The sequence below is a fragment of the Mesorhizobium sp. M1428 genome, assembly GCF_040317515.1.
Lineage (GTDB): Bacteria > Pseudomonadota > Alphaproteobacteria > Rhizobiales > Rhizobiaceae > Mesorhizobium.
The window spans coordinates 55,420-72,425 of record NZ_JAMYKT010000004.1; the positions used below are offsets into that span (position 1 = coordinate 55,420).

Annotated in this window: 21 protein-coding genes; 7 read left to right on the forward strand and 14 right to left on the reverse strand. The window is 61.2% G+C overall.

What is annotated here, in order from left to right; all coding sequences use genetic code 11:
* Positions 1-100: 100 nt before the first annotated feature.
* Both NKG60_RS07285 and NKG60_RS07290 read right to left on the reverse strand, forming a co-directional pair.
* Positions 101-949 carry a MetQ/NlpA family lipoprotein gene (locus tag NKG60_RS07285; protein ID WP_352663847.1) on the reverse strand — a complete coding sequence of 283 codons (849 nt, stop codon included), beginning with the start codon at positions 947-949 and terminating at the stop codon, positions 101-103.
* A gap of 351 nt (positions 950-1,300) precedes the next feature.
* Complete coding sequence (locus NKG60_RS07290) at positions 1,301-1,600, reverse strand: DUF1236 domain-containing protein (protein WP_352663845.1); 300 nt, start codon at positions 1,598-1,600, stop codon at positions 1,301-1,303.
* 203 nt (positions 1,601-1,803) lie between these two features.
* Here NKG60_RS07290 and NKG60_RS07295 point away from each other — a divergent pair, with 203 nt between their 5' ends.
* A complete protein-coding gene (locus tag NKG60_RS07295) occupies positions 1,804-2,592 on the forward strand; it encodes a DUF1236 domain-containing protein (protein ID WP_352663843.1) in 789 nt (262 codons plus the stop codon).
* A gap of 104 nt (positions 2,593-2,696) precedes the next feature.
* Here NKG60_RS07295 and NKG60_RS07300 read toward each other — a convergent pair whose 3' ends face one another.
* Together NKG60_RS07300 and NKG60_RS07305 are read right to left on the reverse strand one after the other, a co-directional pair.
* Positions 2,697-2,939 carry a polymerase gene (locus tag NKG60_RS07300; RefSeq protein ID WP_352663841.1) on the reverse strand — a complete coding sequence of 81 codons (243 nt, stop codon included), beginning with the start codon at positions 2,937-2,939 and terminating at the stop codon, positions 2,697-2,699.
* A gap of 234 nt (positions 2,940-3,173) precedes the next feature.
* Entirely contained in the window at positions 3,174-3,728 is a 555-nt protein-coding gene (locus NKG60_RS07305; RefSeq protein WP_352663839.1) for a DUF4142 domain-containing protein, read from the reverse strand.
* Between the two features lie 245 nt (positions 3,729-3,973).
* Here NKG60_RS07305 and NKG60_RS07310 point away from each other — a divergent pair, with 245 nt between their 5' ends.
* The gene (locus tag NKG60_RS07310) at positions 3,974-4,204 is read left to right on the forward strand and encodes a hypothetical protein (RefSeq protein WP_352663837.1); all 231 of its coding nucleotides are present in this window, start codon (positions 3,974-3,976) and stop codon (positions 4,202-4,204) included.
* 64 nt (positions 4,205-4,268) lie between these two features.
* Here the strand turns inward: NKG60_RS07310 and NKG60_RS07315 are convergent, their stop codons facing one another.
* Positions 4,269-4,580, reverse strand: coding sequence for a hypothetical protein (locus NKG60_RS07315; protein ID WP_023720549.1), 312 nt, complete (start codon positions 4,578-4,580; stop codon positions 4,269-4,271).
* Positions 4,581-4,904: 324 nt separating this feature from the next.
* Here NKG60_RS07315 and NKG60_RS07320 point away from each other — a divergent pair, with 324 nt between their 5' ends.
* Positions 4,905-5,069: a DUF3309 family protein gene (locus tag NKG60_RS07320; protein WP_023677107.1), complete on the forward strand. Its 165-nt coding sequence runs from the start codon at positions 4,905-4,907 to the stop codon at positions 5,067-5,069.
* A 292-nt stretch (positions 5,070-5,361) separates the two neighbouring features.
* On the opposite strand, the gene NKG60_RS07325 is transcribed toward NKG60_RS07320, so the two are convergent.
* On the reverse strand, positions 5,362-5,559 hold the full coding sequence (locus tag NKG60_RS07325) for a hypothetical protein (protein ID WP_292655400.1): 198 nt from the start codon (positions 5,557-5,559) through the stop codon (positions 5,362-5,364).
* Between the two features lie 557 nt (positions 5,560-6,116).
* On the opposite strand from NKG60_RS07325, the gene NKG60_RS07330 reads away from it, so the two are divergent.
* Complete coding sequence (locus NKG60_RS07330; protein WP_352492201.1) at positions 6,117-6,791, forward strand: Crp/Fnr family transcriptional regulator; 675 nt, start codon at positions 6,117-6,119, stop codon at positions 6,789-6,791.
* 171 nt (positions 6,792-6,962) lie between these two features.
* Positions 6,963-7,490 carry a YciE/YciF ferroxidase family protein gene (locus tag NKG60_RS07335; protein ID WP_292655403.1) on the forward strand — a complete coding sequence of 176 codons (528 nt, stop codon included), beginning with the start codon at positions 6,963-6,965 and terminating at the stop codon, positions 7,488-7,490.
* Between the two features lie 136 nt (positions 7,491-7,626).
* Here the strand turns inward: NKG60_RS07335 and NKG60_RS07340 are convergent, their stop codons facing one another.
* Together NKG60_RS07340 and NKG60_RS07345 are read right to left on the reverse strand one after the other, a co-directional pair.
* Complete coding sequence (locus NKG60_RS07340) at positions 7,627-8,625, reverse strand: ATP-dependent DNA ligase (protein WP_352663834.1); 999 nt, start codon at positions 8,623-8,625, stop codon at positions 7,627-7,629.
* A gap of 29 nt (positions 8,626-8,654) precedes the next feature.
* Entirely contained in the window at positions 8,655-8,822 is a 168-nt protein-coding gene (locus tag NKG60_RS07345) for a hypothetical protein (protein WP_352663833.1), read from the reverse strand.
* Between the two features lie 226 nt (positions 8,823-9,048).
* On the opposite strand from NKG60_RS07345, the gene NKG60_RS07350 reads away from it, so the two are divergent.
* Both NKG60_RS07350 and NKG60_RS07355 read left to right on the forward strand, forming a co-directional pair.
* On the forward strand, positions 9,049-9,753 hold the full coding sequence (locus tag NKG60_RS07350) for an MgtC/SapB family protein (RefSeq protein WP_352862921.1): 705 nt from the start codon (positions 9,049-9,051) through the stop codon (positions 9,751-9,753).
* Positions 9,754-9,883: 130 nt separating this feature from the next.
* Positions 9,884-11,146: a DUF763 domain-containing protein gene (locus NKG60_RS07355; protein WP_352663829.1), complete on the forward strand. Its 1,263-nt coding sequence runs from the start codon at positions 9,884-9,886 to the stop codon at positions 11,144-11,146.
* Positions 11,147-11,156: 10 nt separating this feature from the next.
* Here the strand turns inward: NKG60_RS07355 and NKG60_RS07360 are convergent, their stop codons facing one another.
* From NKG60_RS07360 to NKG60_RS07385, 6 genes are all read right to left on the reverse strand, one after another.
* Complete coding sequence (locus tag NKG60_RS07360; RefSeq protein WP_352663827.1) at positions 11,157-11,600, reverse strand: PPC domain-containing DNA-binding protein; 444 nt, start codon at positions 11,598-11,600, stop codon at positions 11,157-11,159.
* A gap of 24 nt (positions 11,601-11,624) precedes the next feature.
* On the reverse strand, positions 11,625-11,777 hold the full coding sequence (locus NKG60_RS07365; protein ID WP_352663825.1) for a peptide ABC transporter permease: 153 nt from the start codon (positions 11,775-11,777) through the stop codon (positions 11,625-11,627).
* 108 nt (positions 11,778-11,885) lie between these two features.
* The gene (locus tag NKG60_RS07370; protein WP_352663823.1) at positions 11,886-13,601 is read right to left on the reverse strand and encodes an HAD family hydrolase; all 1,716 of its coding nucleotides are present in this window, start codon (positions 13,599-13,601) and stop codon (positions 11,886-11,888) included.
* 4 nt (positions 13,602-13,605) lie between these two features.
* Positions 13,606-14,577 (reverse strand): SDR family oxidoreductase, encoded by a 972-nt coding sequence (locus NKG60_RS07375; protein WP_352663821.1) that lies wholly within the window; start codon positions 14,575-14,577, stop codon positions 13,606-13,608.
* A gap of 187 nt (positions 14,578-14,764) precedes the next feature.
* Positions 14,765-15,067 carry a hypothetical protein gene (locus NKG60_RS07380; protein ID WP_352663819.1) on the reverse strand — a complete coding sequence of 101 codons (303 nt, stop codon included), beginning with the start codon at positions 15,065-15,067 and terminating at the stop codon, positions 14,765-14,767.
* Between the two features lie 488 nt (positions 15,068-15,555).
* The gene (locus NKG60_RS07385; RefSeq protein WP_352663817.1) at positions 15,556-16,956 is read right to left on the reverse strand and encodes a phospholipase D family protein; all 1,401 of its coding nucleotides are present in this window, start codon (positions 16,954-16,956) and stop codon (positions 15,556-15,558) included.
* Positions 16,957-17,006 lie beyond the last annotated feature (50 nt).

The following is a 17,006-nucleotide window of genomic DNA, read 5'->3' on the forward strand; positions in this document are numbered from 1 at the left end:
TGAAAGTTCCTGTTTAGTGTCCCGCAAACGCGATCGCGGTCCGCGTTGAAGCGCGGACCGCTTTATCACGCCGGGCTTCAGCGCCCAGTCGAGCTCGGCATCAATAGGCGCTGATGCCGGTTCCCTTGTAGACCAGGTCGAATTCGGCCTTCACCTTTTCGTTCTGATAGGAGGCGACCAATGTCTTTACCCAGGGCTGGTTTTCATTGCCGGCCCCGACCGCGATGAAGTTGCGGTAGGGATTGTCGGCCACCGCCTCCTGGGCGATGCGGTTCTCCGGCGTGAGCCCGCTCTTAAGCGCCCAATCCGTGTTGACCACGGCCCCGTCGAGGTCTTCCACCGAGCGCCCGACAATGCCGGCGTCAAGCTCCTTGACGACCAATTTCTTCGGGTTTTCGGCAATGTCGGTGGTCGTCGCCAGAATGCCGGTGCCTTCCCTGAGCTTGATCAGACCTTCGCTCTGCAGAACGCGCAGTGCGCGGCCCTCATTGGACGGGTCGTTCGGTACGCCAATGACCGCGCCTTCGGGCAGGTCGGCAATCCTTGTGTATTTCTTGGAATAGAGGCCGATCGGCCAAACCCCGGTATAGCCGACCGGCACGATGTGATAGCCCTGCGTCTTGATCTGATTGTCGAGATAGGGCTTGTGCTGGAAGGCGTTGGCGTCGATTTCGCCGCGTTCGAGCGCTTCATTCGGCTGGGTGTAGTCGTTGAACACCACGGTCTCGATCGTCAGTCCCCTCTCTGCCGCCTGGGCGGTGACGACCCGCCACACATCCTCGTCCTCGCCGCTCATGATGCCGACCTTGACCGCCGTCTTGTCTTCGGCGAAGGACGGCGCAGCAAGGCCGACAATCGCAACCGCCGACGCGAAAAGTACAGCCAGACCGGCGCGCCGGTTTATACTTGCGGAGAGAAATGAGCGCAAAGTGTTGGTGTTCCCAGACATGATCTATCCCATCGGTTCTGAAGTTGTTGCGGCCAGGCGGAGTGCCAAGCCTTCCCGGCATCATCGGGAATGCTGACCGTCGGATCAAAGCACCGAATTTCCCGCGAAATGCGAAGCCAGGAATATTCTCTCAAAGTTTCGGGCCTGGCGAGCACAGGGCGCGTGCTGGGATCATGCGTTATAAGCCAATGCTGGTTCAGAAATTGTCCAGGCGTCGTCTCCGCTACGAGGCCCGCCATGCATCGGAACGGCGGGCCTTTCTGCATTCGAATTGCCCAGCACGGGCAGCAGTTTGGGATGTCGACAATGCAGGGCGCGCCGCATGTCCCTTCAAAAAACGACGCGCATTGCTCACTGGATGACCTTCACGATCCTGCGTGTGCCCGGATCGACCAGGACGGTCTGGTTGTCGACGACGACGTAGCGGTATTTGACGTTGGGAACTTCATGAAGCTCGACGGTATCGGGCAGGGTCGAGCCGACATTGAGCTCCACGCCGGGAAGCTGGACGGACGCCAGGGGCTGCTTTTTCACATATTCGCGTACGATCGTCTCCTGCTGCGGTTCGATGACCACGTCCTGAGCGGCAGCGGCGCCAACACCCGCAAGCAGCAAGAACCCACCCGCGGCTGCCGAAAGATGCATTCTCATGATCGTCTCCTTTCGTCGTGAGCCACCTCTGCGCTGCGTCGCGTCATGCTGTTCGCAGCGGGGTCGCTATAGGCCGGTAACGTCATCAGGTGGAGCTTGTTCCGCCACTCGGATCGCTTGCCGTTTCCCTCAATTGTTTGGAACAAAGTTTTTTAGCCGCAGTTTTACGCGGTGAAGGGACGCATTTTCCAAGGAGATCTCTCATGAAAGGCGTTCTGATCACCAGCATGCTAGCAATCAGCGTCAGCTGCGGGGCTGCACTTGCCCAGACGCAGCAGTCGACCGATGACCAGTCCGGCGCCAATTGTGCAACCGGCACCGCCAACTGCCCAAATGGCGCCAAGATGGGCGAGCAGGCCCAGGGCAAGGCCGGCGCCACGACTGATCAACAGGCGCAGGGCAAACCGAAGCTGAAGACCGACGAGCAAGCCCAGGGCAAGGCCGGTGCCACGACTGAACAGCAGGCGACGGGCACCACCAAGATGAAGACCGACGAGCAGGCTCAGGGCAAGACTGGCCCTACGACTGAGCAGCAGGCCACGGGCACCACCAAGATGAAGACCGACGAGCAGGCTCAAGGCAAGGCTGGAACCACCACCACCGAGCAGGCCCAAGGCAACACGAAAATGAAGACCGAGGAGCAGGCTCAGGGCAAGACTGGGACCACGACCACCGAGCAGACTCAGGGCAATGCCTCGACGCAGACGCAAGACCAGAGTTCGACCGCTTCCATCAACAATGTGACCGTTGAACAGAAGACGGAGATCACGCAGGTCATCAAGGAGACCAACGTCCAACCGGTTTCCAGCGTCGATTTCGACATCTCTGTCGGTGTCGAGGTTCCGCGAAAGAAGGTCCGGCTGCATCGCCTGCCGGCGCGCATCGTCAAGATCGTTCCGGCTTACGAAAGCTATGAGTATTTCGTGCTCGCCGACGGCCGGATCGTCATCGTCGACCCGAATACCTACAAGATCGTGATTATCCTGACCTAGTCGTGGCCAGACGGTCTACCGTGGGTTGATGCACCAAAAAGCCCGCCGCGCAGCTCGGGCGGCGGGCTTTTCCGTACCCGGCTCCAGCGTCTGCAAATCGCAAATCAAGGTCCGTCCTCGGGGCGAGGAGCGAGCACGGTGTGATCGATGGTGTCGGGCAGGCAGGGACCGGGCACGCAGCTTGTTCGGACTGACGCGGTGGTAATGGCATCGATATCGGTGACCAGCACCATTCGCGCGTAGTGCCGCGGCCACAGCGGTTCTCCAAACAGGACGAAGACGCCGCCAACCATTAGCGCCAGCAACAAGAGTGCCGTTGCGTTTGCAAATATCTCGCCGTAGCGCATTGAGGTAACCTGTGCTGGCCGGAAGGCGATTCAGCCTGTGACAGCGGCGACCAGGACGGCGCCGAAAGCCGGCGCTACTATCCTTGAGGCCTCGCGAATGCCGCCTTCCATTGGATATTCCGCGGAATAGGGCGGGTGAATAACGGCACTCTCGGTGCTTTGTTCCCGGCCCGACGACAGCCGCTTCATTCATGCCGGGGCGTTTCCGTTGGCGAAGCCGCACGGTGTTCGCTCTCATTGATGCGCGGCAGCGAGATCCTTCACGTGACGTTCGTGCATTTGCAGCACCGGCAGCGTCTTCTTGGCAAACTCCTTCATCGCCGGATCGTCGCCGGAATTTGCGTAGGCGGAAAACAGCGCCACCGCTTCCTTATGCGCCTGGGTCTGCATGTCGATATATTTCGATTGGAAGCTGTCCCCGCTGGTCTCCTTGAGTTGGTCGAGCAGCGCCTGGTGCTTGGTGTCCAGCGGCGGGCCGGCTGGCTGGGTGGCCGAAGTCGTCTGACCCTTGCTGAGCGCCGCCTTGAAGTCCTCGCCGGCCTTGGTGTGGTCCGTGATCATTTGCGCCGCGAATGCCTTCACGTCGTCGGCCTTCGCCTGGGTCTGCGCAAGCCGGCTCGATTCGATTTCAAATGTATTGGCAATGGGCACGGTCTTGATGAACGTCGCGGTGTCAACCTTGCTCATGGTGTCGGTCGTCAGAGGCGTCAGCGTCGCCGATTGGGCGAAAGCAGCCAAAGATGCGCCAGCCATCATCGCTGCCGCAGTGATGGATAGAAGGGTTTTCATGGGGATTCTCCGAGGCTGATGTCATCCCTCCGATGGCTCAACGCGGAAGCTGCGGCGAGGTTGCCTGGTCGTGGGGGGCCCACCCCCCGCGCCGCAAAACAATGGTTTGGAAACGCAAAACAAAAGACGCCGGCTGCGTCCGGCAAAGTGCAACGCAAGCCACGAGATCGTACGGAATCGTACAAGCTCTTTCGCTTTACCGCAGTCTTGCTATCGTTGGCTGGGAGAGATGGGTGGAGGCTTCCGTGGGGCAGATCAAGTCGCCGCTTGGAATCGGTATTGATACCGACAAAGCCGTCCATACCGTCATGGCCGACTACCATCCGGGCGATATTCTCTCGACCACCGTCGTCATAGCCGATTTGCGCAAGCGCTTTCCCTGCTTCCGGCAAACCGACGAGGAGCTGGTTGGCTTCATCGTTCGGGCGCTGGACGGTCGGGAGATCGCGGTCAGCTTCGACCACCGCGGCCGTTAGGCGGCTGATCTTACGGCAACCGGCCGCGGAGCCTATGCTCCGCGGCCTCGTCAGGCTGTGGCGCTTACTTGCCGCAGTGGTTGTCGTTCACCGTCGGCGCCATCGTGCCCGGAGCCTTGCCGGTCGCATCGGGCAGAGCCCCTTGCGGGCCAGGCGGGCAATTCCGGTCGGCATTCGAATTCGTCGTTGAGAAATCGCGAATGCTGTTGGTGATGGTCGAATCCGTGCCGGTATCAGGGCCGCCATTATCCGGCACTACGACCGTCCGCCCGCTCCCGTCGGCAGCGGCTCCGGAGGGATCGCCGACGTTCTGGGCCATCGCTGACGTGGCCAGACCGATCGTAAGCGCCGAAGCTGCGAGTATTTTCGTGAGCATGATGCTTCTCCTTTTTACGAGGGTCGTCGCGTTGCGACTACGAAAACAACCGTTCGGGCGGGCGAAGGTTCCGACAAATTCCCCATGAAATTCAGCATGTTCTCAGGTGTTCAAGGCGGCCGCCATGCCATTCTCGGCTGGCATGCTTCTGTGGACTTTTCTAACGGCACAGCCCGGTATTTTGCTCGCCGCATAAGCGTACGCCTTACGTCCCGCCGGAACAGGAATGCTCCTTGTGAGTTCATACCTTTGTACGTTCATACCTTTGTACAATGCGACGCGCTGATGCGAATGGCGGCAGCGCAAACAAGGAGAGCAGACATCATGGGCCTTGGAACCATTCTCATCATAATCTTGGTCCTTGCCTTGCTTGGCGGCTTCAGCGGCTTGGGCGGCGGACCGTTCTATGGCACCGGCTATTACGGTGGTGGCGGCCTAGGCCTGGTGCTGCTTATCGTCATTATCCTGGTCCTGCTTGGGCGCATTTGAATGCATGTCGCGCAAAAGCATGCCCTCGGGCTTGAACCGAGGGTGTGCAGCGGTTTTGTGATAGCGACGTGCATAAAACAGGAACCTAAAGCACATCGCATGAGGCCAGTCGAACGCGACGGGCCTTAGTGTCACGCTCGCGACAAAAACGCCTGCCGCTTGGCAACAAGCGCCGGGCGTTTTGTCGTGAAAAGACAAGATTTCCACGATCCTTGGCCAACCAGGACCTTGGCTAAAAAGGGTGACTCGGTGCCGAACCTTTCGGCACCGAGGACACCACCATAGCAGCAGCTTAGTGTTGGCGATCGGCGGCCAGCGCTTCTTTCAGATCGGCGCTGAGCACACCCTCGTTGAACAGCGACATGATACGTGCGGCCAACCGCTCGCGGACAGGACTGTCGTCCGCAACACCCAACTCGCGGCAGCAGTCGTCGAGCGCTTTTTTCAGCACGCTCAGTTCGGCTGGAGTTGCTGCACCTTGCATCGACATGCCATCCTCCCTTGAAAAAGGGCGAAAGCGCGAAGCGTCTTTCAAGCGTCCACTCGCCATGTCTTGTGGACGACACCAATTCAATTAGCGCCGCTTTCGTCCAAACTCAATGTACGGAAATTACCAAGCAGACAGTTTGGGAACGACTGCCTTGCACCTGCATTGTTGCTGCGATCCAACCCACCCCTCATTTGGATCATTGGGCGTAGCCCACGACGCCCGAATGGAGCCCGTTGCATCCCTCGCGACGGGCTCTTTCGCATCCGGTGACCTCAATTGTCGTTTTCGTACCAAACGGTCTTTGGTACGTTTCCAACTCTAACTTTCAGTCGGATGTTTTCGTAGGCAAGCGGCAGGAGAAACTGCCGTGCATCGATTCATTTTTTTATTTAGTAGGCTCCATACCTTTGAGTCCATATATAAGCGCTATCGTCCGCAGGTTATACCGGGCGCGGACGGCTGGGAGATAAGAAAGCTCTTGCCCTGTTTTGGGGCTAGCTATGTCTGATCCAGCAATTTCCGATAGAACTCTATACAGAAACAAGCTGTTGCGCCGGATGAGCGCCGACGATTTCGCCTCTCTCGAGCCGCACATCGAGCGCTGTTCGCTGGAGTTACGGCAATCGCTCGAAGTGTCCGGATCGCCGATCGAGGCCATTTATTTCCTCGAGGACGGCATCGGTTCGGTGGTTGCGAAAATGCCGAACGGCAGCGATGCGGAAGTTGGCCTTGTCGGCTTGGAAGGTATGACCGGCTCGGCCCTGATAATGGGCGACGACCGTACGGTCCATGATTGCTATGTGCAGCTGGCCGGAGAGGCCGCCAGGATCGACGCCGAGCCGTTCAAGGCGGCGCTGACGCAAAGCCCGACGCTGCGGCTGTTCTTGCTGCGCTACGTGCAATATCTGCATGTCCAGACTGGCTATACCGCGCTGGTCAACGCACGATCGAAACTTGAAGACCGGCTGGCGCGCTGGCTGCTCATGTGTGACGATCGGGTGGACGGCGGCCGGCTGACGATCACTCACGAATTCCTGTCGATCATGCTTGGCGTAAGGCGCCCGGGCGTCACGGTCGCGCTGCAGCTGCTTGAGGGGCGAGGGCTCATCCGGTCCCGCCGCGGCGAAATTATCATCCGCGATCGCGATGGTCTCGTCGCACTGGCCGATGGCGGCTACGGCCTGGCGGAGGCCGAATATACCCGCCTGGTCGAGCATATCGGCGAGCGCTGACGGCACTTTCCTCGCCGATTGCTGCCGCAGGTCGAGACCCCTTGCGACACTAGACAGCGGGGTCCGAAAAAATTTTCGAAGCTCCCGGACCGTCAGGGAACTTGTTTCCCGTCGGAGGGTTATGGGACGCCTCTACTTTGCGAGGCGGCACGAACCATTCGGGAGAGGATCATGGCGACCACGAAAAAGGCCGCGAAGGCGGCAAGCAAGGGCCTTGAGGATCTGTTCCTCGACGGGCTCAAAGACCTCTACTACGCCGAGAAGAAGATACTGAAAACGCTGCCCAAAATGGCCAAGGGCGCGGAGTCGGAAGAAGTGACCGCCGCCTTTGAGAAACACCGCATGGAAACCGAAGGACATGTCGACCGCCTCGAGGAGGTGTTCGAGAAATTCGGCAAGCCGGCCCGCGGCAAGACCTGTCCGGCGATCGACGGCATCATCGAAGAGGGCTCGGAAGTGCTCGAGGAGTATAACGGTGCTCCCGCGCTCGACGCCGGGCTTGTCGGCGCGGCGCAGGCTGTCGAACATTACGAGATCGCTCGCTACGGCACTTTGATCGCGTGGGCGGAAGAACTTGGCAAGAGCGACGTTGTCGAGCTGCTCAGGGCAACCCTCAAGGAAGAGGTCGCGACCGACGAAGCGCTTTCCAAGCTCGGCGAAAGCGGCGTCAACGAACGAGCAATGCAAGAAGCCGCTTGATCTCAAAACCACAACCGAGCCTCGGAAATGGTTGCCAAGGCTCGGTTGGCCGCGGCGAACCGATGAATTCTGCATTGGTCCGTCATGAACGGTAGAGCGGGCAGCAAGAGCCTTGAAACGGTGCCTCGGAGCGGACTTACTCGATCTGCTCGAACGTACATTGCCGGGGTTCCTTGTCCGGCCGCCAGCGCAACAGCTTGGTACCGTGCCGGAACCGGTCGCCTGTCACATGGTCGAAACGAACCTCGACCACCAGTTCGGGTTTTATGGGCTCCCATTGCCCGCTGCGCTCCGTGCTCCAGCGGCTTGGTCCGCCCGGCGCCTTGCCGGTGAAACCCGGTTTGGCCCGCAGTTTTTCCAGCCGCCTGGTCAGCGCCGCCCGGTCGTCCTTGCCGATGGTCGAGGTGAAGCCGACATGGTCCAGCCTGCCTTCATTGTTGTAGAGCCCGAGCAGCAGGGATCCGACTTCGTTGCTGCCGGCGAGATAGCGAAAGCCGCCGACCACGCAATCCGCGGTGCGCAGCCGCTTGACCTTGACCATGGCGCGCTCGCCGGGCCGGTATGGCTCGGCGATCAGTTTTGCAACGACGCCGTCGGTCGAGCCGTGGCCGGCGCCCTGCAGCCAGCGCTCGGCGGTGGCGGCGTCGTGCGTATATCTGGACAGGTGCAGTGCGGGCCGTGCCGCCGACGCCACAAAGGCCTCAATCGCCTGCCTCCTGGTGGTGAGAGGCTCTTCGATGATGATCCTGCCGCCGGGTTCGGCCAGCATGTCGAACAGGACCAGCATGGCAGGCGTCTCCAGGCTCAACTTGCGGATCCTGCTTTCGGCGGGATGAAGGCGCATTTGCAGGGCCTCGAACGAGGACGATCCGTCGACCTCGATGACAATCTCGCCGTCGGCAACAAACCGTCGCGAGCTCACGTCCCGCAGCACCGCGACCAGTTCGGGAAAATAGCGGCCAAGCGGCTTGCCCGATTTTGCACGCAGATCGACGGCATCGTCGCCCTTGAACACGAGGCAGCGAAAGCCGTCCCATTTCGGTTCGTACTGCCAAAGCCCGTCGCCGCCAGGAATTGCGTCGGCGGCTTTGGCTTCCATCGGACGAAGGTCGAGCGGCAACGGAAATGCGGTCATGGCTGGTCCGCGCCCCGCTGAGGCATTCGCTATCGCCGTCGGCCATTCCCCTGTGCCCCGCTTTGCCGCCTCGGCGCCTTGCGGCCGGTTTGGTCGGGTGAAGGCGACCGCGGATAGACCTCGCCGAACCCACCGATCTCCTTGGTGATGCGATAGGCCAGATAAGCGACGGCTCCGGCAAGCAGCAAGCGGACCATGACTGCAAATCCTTCGTTGGCGTGAACCCACCAACCCGCAGGCCGAAGGTTTTGTTCCGCCGCTGCCCATCGCCGGGGTGAATCGTCGGCGGCGCAACCAAAATCCAGGCGCATCGTTTGTTGCTTATCGACGAAAAGAATTTGCGATGAAGACGCTCTTGCCCTTGTTCGCTTTGACCATGGCGCTATTCCTGGCCAGCCGCGCTTGGCCTGACGGGTGACCGCGATGGTCCTCGTTGTTCCGGTCTGGCAGGACATCGCGGCACGGTTGCTTCTGACCGCGCTCGCCGGCCTGTTGATAGGCCTCAACCGCGAGGCGCGCGGGCACGCGGCGGGGCTACGCACCACCGTGCTGGTCGGGTTAGCCGCTGCCATCGCAATGATCCAGGCCAGCATTCTGCTGGGGACCGTAGGCAAGCACCCGGATTCGTTTGCATCGATGGACGTCTTGCGCTTTCCGCTGGGCGTGCTGACCGGCGTCGGCTTTATCGGCGGTGGCGCCATTCTTCGCCGCGGCAATCTTGTCAGCGGCGTCACCACGGCGGCCACGTTGTGGGTGATGACGGCAATCGGATTGGCTTTCGGTGGTGGCCAATACGGCTTGGGCGCGGCCGGCACGGCGCTGACGCTGGCCACCTTGCTGGTCCTGAAATGGGTGGATCTTCGAATGTCGCGCGAACACCACGCCCAGTTGGCGGTGACGTGGAAGGCCGCAGCCCGACAGGAACTCGATACGATGATCGGGCCGCTTGGCTACCGGGCACGCCTCGTCGCGATAGAGAGGCGCCCGGATATCAAGGACCCCGTATTCTCGTTCGAGATCAGTTGGAGGCGGCCGGACACTGGCGCACCGCCAATGGATCTGCTGGCATCGGTGGGCGAGCATTGCGAGATCCAGAAGTTTGATCTCCTCAGCGAACCTGCCCGCTAGAGCGGTTCATCGTTTCACGGAAACGCCGGCTTGCAACGATCGCGGCCTGAATTCAGGCCATCGCTTCTTCGCGGCGCTTTCGATATCTATCTATCTGTCGAGGCAGGACTCAAGGAGCAAGCAAAAGAGCGTGGCACAGCGATCGGGAAGTGCTGATCTTCCACTTCACGGCGGGCGCGTACCGAAATGGCTCGGCGACCGCATGACGCGGCTTGGCGCGGTCATGTGCGAAGCGATCATCCACCATTACGGCCGCGATGAACTGCTGCGCCGGCTGGCGCATCCGTTCTGGTTCCAGTCCTTTGGCGCCGTGATGGGGATGGACTGGCACTCTTCCGGCATCACCACCAGCGTCGTCGGAGCGTTGAAGCGCGGCCTGTCGCCGCTTTCCGGCGAACTCGGCATCCACGTTTGCGGCGGCCGCGGCGCGCATTCGCGCAAGACCCCGCATGAGCTTGCCCTGATCGGTGAGCGCGTCGGCCTCGACGGGCAAGGCCTCGCGACCGCCAGCCGGCTTGTCGCCAAGGTGGACAGCGCTGCGGTCCAGGACGGTTTCGATCTCTATCTGCACGGCTTTATCGTCACCGACGACGGCAAGTGGGTGGTGGTGCAGCAAGGCATGAACGGCGACAGCAAGGTGGCACGCCGCTATCACTGGCTGTCCGAGGGCCTGACGAGCTTTGTCGACCAGCCGCATGCTGCCATCGAGGGCGCCAACCAGGGCGAGATCGTCAACCTGACCGACCGCCGCGCCGAAGCGTCGCGCCAGGGACAACTGGACCTTCTGCGCGACCTTGGACCGGATCGCATCGTGAGGGAGCTTGCCGCTTTGGAGCGGGGTTCAGCGCCAGCGCCGGAGCCGGCACAAAAGCTGCTGCCGCATCTGGTGATGCCGGCGCACCACGATGTACGCGAAAGCGATGTCGTCATGCGCCGCCTGCACGGCAACATCGCGGCGGCGGCCGAGCGCGGCCCGACAGATTTCGCCGGGCTTCTCCTGGTGCCCAATGTCGGCGCGCGCACTGTGCGGGCGCTGGCGCTGGTCGCCGAAGTCGTGCATGGCGCGCCGTGCCGCTTTTCCGATCCCGGACGTTTCTCGCTGGCGCATGGCGGCAAGGACAGGCACCCGTTCCCGGTGCCGCTGAAGGTCTATGACGAGACGATCGGCGTACTGAAGTCGGCAGTGCAGAAGGCCAGGCTCGGCCGTGACGAAGAGATCGGCGCGTTGCGGCGGCTGGACGACCAGTCGCGGCAGGTGGAGCGCTATGTCACCGGTCCAAGCCTGAAGGAAATCGTCGCCGGGGAGTTCGAGCAATCGCATCTGCTCGGCGGCCGCAGCGTTTTCGGTTGGGAAGGCGCCCCCGAGAAAGCCGCAGTTAAATCAGCGAAGTGATCGGGTCGGATCAAGCCTCCAAGTCGATCAGGGCGACGCCGAGTTCGGGACGGTGCCTCCGGCGCAGATGGCCAGGCGTCTCCACCAATGTGACCTCGAGCGTCGGCCGCACGATGCCGTCCAGCAGATGACCGCCCCTCGTGGTGCCGTCACTCAATCCAAGGACTGCGTGGACGTGCAGGCTGGGCCTGCCGTCGTCGCCGATGGCAACATCGCCGATCGCGCTCAGCACTTCACACTGTTCCCGGACGGGGATTTTCCGGTAGGTCCTTTCGCCAGGGTCGAACCAGCCGACGGTTGCGCTTTCGAAAGCGCCAAGCGCGGTCAGCGACGCACTGCCGACGCCACGGTCGACCGCAAACGACGTCAGCTGCGCAAACGCCTCTTCGCCGGGATCAAGCACAACGACGAACGTTCTCTGTCCGGCGCTTTCGGCAACAAGCTGTGATTTCATGATTTCGCTCCAGCCGTCAGGAATTCAAATCCACCACACCAGCCATGCCAGCAAGACGAGACCCACCAGGCCGGCGATGAAAATGATCCGGCGCGCCCGCGTCCGCAGGATGATCTCGCCCTGCCGCGCCTGTTCCGCCGAAAAGACAGGACCATCCTTGTCCCGGTCGTTGCTCATCCATCGTCTCCTTCCGGGGGCACTTGTTCGGCATTGAATAGATCGGGCGCCCGATAGAACACAATCTCGTTTGGCGGATGAGGTTCCACGGCTGGGCAGCGTCTGCATCTATTCCTTTGGCGCGGTTGCGGGCGCGGTATAGCGGCGGCGCACGGCGTCGAGGACGTGGTTGCGGCTCTCTTGCGCCGAAAGTGTGCCGTCTTTCTCCGCTTCGGCCGTTTCGCATGCCAGTTCCTTGTCCCTGATCTGGTGGCGAAACCATTCGGAATAGTCGCCGGCGCGCAGATGATGTTCCCAGGTCTTGTCGTCGATGCCTTCGGCGATCTGGGCGAAAATCATCAGATTATGGGCGCGGAGGTTCATCGCATTGTCGGGGCCGCGGAAATAGAAGCTGCCCTTCTCGTCGAGCTGACCCTCGGCATATTTTCGGCTGTGGCGCTTGAGCGACTGTCGCGGCTCGATCGGCTCGACCATGGCAGGCTTCTTGCGCGCCTGCGGCCGCCAGAACAGCACGCGCTCGTCTTTTGGAGAGTTCAGGTCCTTGTCCTTTGGCGGTTCGGTGCCGGTCTCGCGACAGAACGTCTTGATGACCTTTTTCGCCTTGGGACCGAGTGCGATGACGGCGGTGACCAGCCGCAATGCCTCGGTTGAGATCGCGTCCGGATGAACCGTGATCAGGATCGTGCCCGGCAATTCCATGGCCAGCACCATTGGCGTGTCGTCGCGCCGCTTCGGCAACAGGTGATGCGCCTCGTCGATGATCAGCCAGTGTGGTCGTGCGGTGCGGAAGCGAACACCGCCAAGGCCCGGCAGCAGGTCGGCAAAGAAGTCCGGCCGCTCGTTGACGCGCAGCGCCAGGCCATTGACGACCAGATTGTTGTCCGGCTTCTCCAGGAGATCGAGCAGTTGCGTCTTCGTCGGCGCGTTCGAGCCGTCGCCCAGCCGGACGGCGCCTTCGAGGCCGTCATAGTCGCCTTCCGGATCGAAGATGCAGAACTGGAACTTTCTCTCGACGAAGCGCTCCGTCAATGCGGTCGCCAGGGTCGATTTGCCGATGCCGGAGCTGCCGGCGATCAGCACCGTATCGGTTGGCGATAGATACACCTCCTTGCCATCCTCCGAGCCAAGCAGAATGCCGTCGCGGCTTGGCACAAGCTCGCGGTCGCGCTCGACCACCTTGGCGATCAGCTCCTCGACGCCTTTTCCGCGCGCGCCGCGTGTCACGAGATCCGCCGTACTCTTGACTGCCGGCAGTGCGTTGTCGACGGCGACGCTGAAGCCGCAGGCGCGCAGGAAGGCATGGTCGTTTTCGGCGTCGCCGACACCGACGACGTTGTGCGGCGACAATCTGAGGTCCTGAAGCGCGGCTGTCAGCCCCGTCGCCTTGTTGATGCCGCTGGGCAGGATCATCACCGCGCCTTTGTTGAAAATGATTTCCAGCTCCAGCCCCAATTTCTGGATGACCTCGAGCGCGGTAGTCTGATGCGGTTCCCAGGTTGCGACGATCGAGCGTCCGACCGAAAGCGGTTTGACACCGCGTTTCCTGAGTTTGGCGATGAACTCGGGGGCGGGCGGCGGAGATATCGTCCGCTCCTCCTCGCTGGCCGGCGTGTAGATCAGCGCCCCGTTTTCCGCGACCACCTTGTCGAAGATCGCGACTTCGGGAAAGACGCGTTTGAGGTCGGGCAGCTCGCGCCCGGTCACGAGAATGAGTTTGCGGCCGCTCTTCTTGAAGCGTTCAAGCGCCGCAAGCGTCTTCTCGGCAACGAGCCCTTCATGCGCCAGCGTGCCGTCATAGTCAGTGGCCAGGGCAATGAAATACATGCCGTCAGTAGCCGCCGACGATCGGCAATATCTCGCCGGTGATGTAGCTCGAGCAGTGTGGCGAGGCGAGGAACACGTAGGCCGGCGCGATCTCTTCCGGCTGCGCCGGCCGCTTCATCGGCGTATCGGCGCCAAATTTCGAGACATCGCCGGCTTCCTTGTCCGAGGGGTTGAGCGGCGTCCAAACCGGGCCTGGCGCCACGGCGTTGACCCTTATGCCCTTCTCGACAAGGTTGCCCGAGAGCGCGCGGGTGAAGGCATGAATGCCGCCCTTGGTCATGGAGTAATCGACCAGTTGCTTCGAGCCCTCGATGCCGGTCACGGAGCCGGTATTGATGATCGCCGAACCGGCTTTCATGTGCGGCACGGCCTCCTGCGCCATGTGGAAATAGCCGTAGAGGTTGGTCTTCAGCGTCGTGTCGAAATGCTCCTCGGTCAGCTCGCTGAAATCGCTGGAATGGATCTGGAAAGCGGCGTTGTTGACCAGCACGTCGATCCGCCCAAACTCCTGTACGATCTCAGCCACCGCGTTGTGGCAGTGGTCGCGTTCGCTGACGTCGGCCTTGATCAGGATGCAGCGCTGGCCTTCCGCTTCGACGGCCCTTTTGGTCTCTTCGGCGTCCTTGTCCTCCGAGAGATAGATGATCGCCACATCGGCGCCTTCACGCGCATAGAGCACGGCCACCGCACGGCCGATGCCTGAGTCGCCGCCGGTAATGACGGCCACTTTACCGTCGAGCTTTTTCGATCCGATATAGTACGGCGCATCGTAAAGCGGTGCCGGCTCGATCGCCCATTCATGCCCCGGCTTCGGCTGGTGCTGCTCGGGGAAGGGCGGCTCGGGATATTTGCGGGCACCGGCCTGCATAGCGCCTTTTTGCTTGCCATTGGACTTGGACTTGTCTCTCTCGTCGATGCGGCGCTGGATGTGCCGTTGCTTGGCGGCCTCGCCGGCGATTTCCGATTTCATCTGCATGGTCATCTCCCTGGCTTGAAACCCAACAACGCGTGTCCGGCGAAAAGGTTTATGCGACCAGGTCGTTCCTTCAGCCCGGGCGGATCGTGCGGAGTCTAACCCACGGCACCGGCTGCAGTACGGACCCGCTGAAAAGCCTAGGAGATTGCGGCTCCCTCAGCGGCGCATTCGTTCGACCCGCCCTGAGTCACAGATTGTTCTGCAGGGTCGCCGGCCCGTTGGCTCCATCCGTCCTATTCATGTCGCGCCCCTTGCCGTTGAGCTGCCTGGCCTCGTCCTCGGCTGCGTCTTCAAGCTTGGCGACGAGCAGGTCCTTGAGGTCGCCAACCTCTTCCTCGATGTCTTCTATGGGCACGCCGGCGTCGGCCGCCTCTTCCTTGCATTCCCTGGCGAGGATTTCCGCCTCCTTTTCAAGCTTGATCGAAGGCGGCGGTAGATGAACGTTTTCGTGGATCCAGTCCTGCAAGAATTCTATCGCACTAGCACTCATGGCGCTCACCTATAGCGGCAACCTGTAGTGCACATTAACGTACGTGCTGCAAAATGGATGCTTGGTAACGCCGGATTTCGAATAGCGACACTTGACGATAGCGTGATCGCCTAGGGCTAGAGCTTCTGCAGCCAAATGGGATCACTTGGCGTCGCGGAAATGCGGCTAGCCAGACAGTTGGAGCGGGATCTAATTTGAAGGCATCCCGCCCTTAGGACGTGTTGCGCCGCCGCGCCGGTGTTGCTCGACTAGGATCGCCAGACAGCCGACCATCGTCGTCCGCAGCAGCCGGTCGCGTCGGCCACTCAGCGGCGCGGTCGGCGCGCATTTTGCGTTTATGCGCCATCCAGAACGGCAAGAGCTCAGCAAGAAAACTGTATATGGTGGTCTTCATAGGCATGCTCCGGATACGGCTTACAACTCGTGATCCCCGAGTTGCGTTCCGACAAAGCGTTCCGTTCCGACAATGAGTTGCAAATCCGTCGCTTTTACAATTGCGATTCGATCGGCAGGCATCCAACCAGCGCTGCAACGATGCGCCGATAGAGACTGGCCTCGGGTTCACGCGAATATTGCCGCATCTCGCCATCCGCCATGCCGAGCCACCGCAAGGCGCCTTTGTCCAGGACCAGCTGATAGCTCGTCTGCGGTGATTTTTCGTGCTCGAACAGCCGGCGCAACTCCATCACCAGATTGGTATCGTGGAAAAGCACGCCCATTTCCGCATTCAACGACACCGAACGTGGGTCGAAATTGAAGGAACCGACAAACCCCAGCGTATCGTCGACCGTGAAGGCCTTGGTGTGGAGGCTGGCTCCCTTTGAACCGAAAACGGAGATGTTGGCCTGACGGTCGAAGGGCTGCAATTCGAAAAGCTGGATACCCTTTTTAAGCAGCTTGCGGCGGTATTTGGCATAGGCGCCGTGCACGGCGGCGACGTCCGTCGCGGCGAGCGAGTTGGTCAGTACTGCAACCTCGGCGCCACGGCCCACCAGCTTCGACAGGATGGCCAACCCGGTGCGGCTGGGGATGAAATAGGGCGAGACAATTTCGAGGCGCTGCCTGGTGGCCGCGATAGCGGGAAGCAGCTCCTTGGTCAGCCAGTTCCTGCGCCTTTTGCCGCGCACCTTTTCCGGCGGATCGGAAATGACGCGAACGCCTTTCGTCCAGCAGACGTCGCTGTGTGCTGCAATGAACTCCGTGATCGTGCGCCAGGCACTGAGGCTGTTCAACAGCCGGCCGTCCGCGGTCGCGTCGGGATTGTCGAGGAAATCGGCGCGCGAGCCCGCCGCAGCTGGACTGAGCAGCTGGATCGGCGTTGCTGCCTCGCAATTCCAGAACGCCTCGAAGATCTGCATCGTCTGCCCTACGGCAGGACCGAGAAGCAACAGGTCGAGATCGCGAAAATTCGTCTCCGCAGCGTCGAAATAGGCATCGCCGATATTTCTTCCGCCGACGATGGCCAAGCCCTCATCGGCGATCCAGGCCTTGTTGTGCATGCGGCGGGTCATCGCAAACAGCCGGGCGACCATCTCCAGCGAGCGAAAGATGCTGCCGTTCCTCATGCCGCTCGGGTTGAACAGCCTCAGCTCGATGTTCTTGTAGCTGTTGAGCGCCAGGTAAGCGGCGTCGCTGTTGCGCGGATTTATATCGTCCAGCAGCATGCGGACGCGGACACCGCGCTCCGCCGCCTTGACGACCTCCTGCATCAGCAGCCGGCCGCTATGGTCGTCGTGCCAGAGATAGTACATCAGGTCGAGGCTGCTTGTGGCACTGCGCGCAGCAAGGATTCGCGCGGCAAACGCGTCATAATTGTCGGCGATCAGCAGCAGCCCGCTATTGCCGGCAGCGATCTTGTCCCGGGCAAACCGCGAAATGGCTGTATCCATGAAGTGCACCGGCAAACATCAGCGAAGCAAACCGTCTGAAATCTGACTAA

Bases quoted from the DNA above. Each gene is read 5' to 3' on its own strand.
- NKG60_RS07285 (WP_352663847.1), bottom strand. From the start codon at position 949: ATGTCTGGGAACACCAACACTTTGCGCTCATTTCTCTCCGCAAGTATA.
- NKG60_RS07290 (WP_352663845.1), bottom strand. From the start codon at position 1,600: ATGAGAATGCATCTTTCGGCAGCCGCGGGTGGGTTCTTGCTGCTTGCG.
- NKG60_RS07295 (WP_352663843.1), top strand. From the start codon at position 1,804: ATGAAAGGCGTTCTGATCACCAGCATGCTAGCAATCAGCGTCAGCTGC.
- NKG60_RS07300 (WP_352663841.1), bottom strand. From the start codon at position 2,939: ATGCGCTACGGCGAGATATTTGCAAACGCAACGGCACTCTTGTTGCTG.
- NKG60_RS07305 (WP_352663839.1), bottom strand. From the start codon at position 3,728: ATGAAAACCCTTCTATCCATCACTGCGGCAGCGATGATGGCTGGCGCA.
- NKG60_RS07315 (WP_023720549.1), bottom strand. From the start codon at position 4,580: ATGCTCACGAAAATACTCGCAGCTTCGGCGCTTACGATCGGTCTGGCC.
- NKG60_RS07320 (WP_023677107.1), top strand. From the start codon at position 4,905: ATGGGCCTTGGAACCATTCTCATCATAATCTTGGTCCTTGCCTTGCTT.
- NKG60_RS07325 (WP_292655400.1), bottom strand. From the start codon at position 5,559: ATGTCGATGCAAGGTGCAGCAACTCCAGCCGAACTGAGCGTGCTGAAA.
- NKG60_RS07330 (WP_352492201.1), top strand. From the start codon at position 6,117: ATGAGCGCCGACGATTTCGCCTCTCTCGAGCCGCACATCGAGCGCTGT.
- NKG60_RS07335 (WP_292655403.1), top strand. From the start codon at position 6,963: ATGGCGACCACGAAAAAGGCCGCGAAGGCGGCAAGCAAGGGCCTTGAG.
- NKG60_RS07340 (WP_352663834.1), bottom strand. From the start codon at position 8,625: ATGACCGCATTTCCGTTGCCGCTCGACCTTCGTCCGATGGAAGCCAAA.
- NKG60_RS07345 (WP_352663833.1), bottom strand. From the start codon at position 8,822: ATGGTCCGCTTGCTGCTTGCCGGAGCCGTCGCTTATCTGGCCTATCGC.
- NKG60_RS07350 (WP_352862921.1), top strand. From the start codon at position 9,049: ATGGTCCTCGTTGTTCCGGTCTGGCAGGACATCGCGGCACGGTTGCTT.
- NKG60_RS07360 (WP_352663827.1), bottom strand. From the start codon at position 11,600: ATGAAATCACAGCTTGTTGCCGAAAGCGCCGGACAGAGAACGTTCGTC.
- NKG60_RS07365 (WP_352663825.1), bottom strand. From the start codon at position 11,777: ATGAGCAACGACCGGGACAAGGATGGTCCTGTCTTTTCGGCGGAACAG.
- NKG60_RS07370 (WP_352663823.1), bottom strand. From the start codon at position 13,601: ATGTATTTCATTGCCCTGGCCACTGACTATGACGGCACGCTGGCGCAT.
- NKG60_RS07375 (WP_352663821.1), bottom strand. From the start codon at position 14,577: ATGCAGATGAAATCGGAAATCGCCGGCGAGGCCGCCAAGCAACGGCAC.
- NKG60_RS07380 (WP_352663819.1), bottom strand. From the start codon at position 15,067: ATGAGTGCTAGTGCGATAGAATTCTTGCAGGACTGGATCCACGAAAAC.
- NKG60_RS07385 (WP_352663817.1), bottom strand. From the start codon at position 16,956: ATGGATACAGCCATTTCGCGGTTTGCCCGGGACAAGATCGCTGCCGGC.